This window comes from Pseudomonas sp. SWRI77 (genome assembly GCF_014269105.1).
GTDB lineage: Bacteria > Pseudomonadota > Gammaproteobacteria > Pseudomonadales > Pseudomonadaceae > Aquipseudomonas > Aquipseudomonas capeferrum.
In genome coordinates this window covers 1-429 of the sequence record NZ_JABWRV010000079.1, presented here as the reverse complement: position 1 = coordinate 429, position 429 = coordinate 1, and the positions used below count along the sequence as shown (strand labels likewise).

The 429-nt window shown below is 46.2% G+C and carries 1 protein-coding gene; it reads right to left on the bottom strand.

Features of this window, described 5'->3' with window-relative positions; translation table 11 throughout:
• Positions 1-192, bottom strand: a 192-nt coding sequence (locus HU766_RS26380; RefSeq protein ID WP_238338708.1) for a hypothetical protein, incomplete at its 3' end; no start/stop codon positions are given.
• Between the last annotated feature and the right edge of the window lie 237 nt (positions 193-429).

Here is a 429-nt window from a genome sequence, read left to right as displayed (position 1 = left end):
GATGCTGATAATCTTTGTGACTATCAGTCCGTACTCACAAGCACCCACACGAATTGCTTGATTCAATTTGTTAAAGAGCGGTTGGTTAAGAGCTTTTCGTCTCAACCGAGGTGCGCATTCTACGCCTTCCTCAGTGCCTGTCAAGCGTTTATTTTGAAGTTTTTTGCGAGAAACTCGTTTAGCTTCAAACACTTAACTCGCTGCGATCTCTCGTAGCGGGAGGCGAATAATACAGCATTCAAAAACGCTGTCAATCACCTTTTTAGCACTGCTGATCTGTCTCTCGACCTGGTCAGCAAGAAGCATGAGCTTCTACTTAAAGACAAAACCCCTACCTGCTTGCGCAGATAGGGGTTTTGCGAAATGAATCTTGACGATGACCTACTCTCACATGGGGAGACCCCACACTACCATCGGCGATGCATCGTT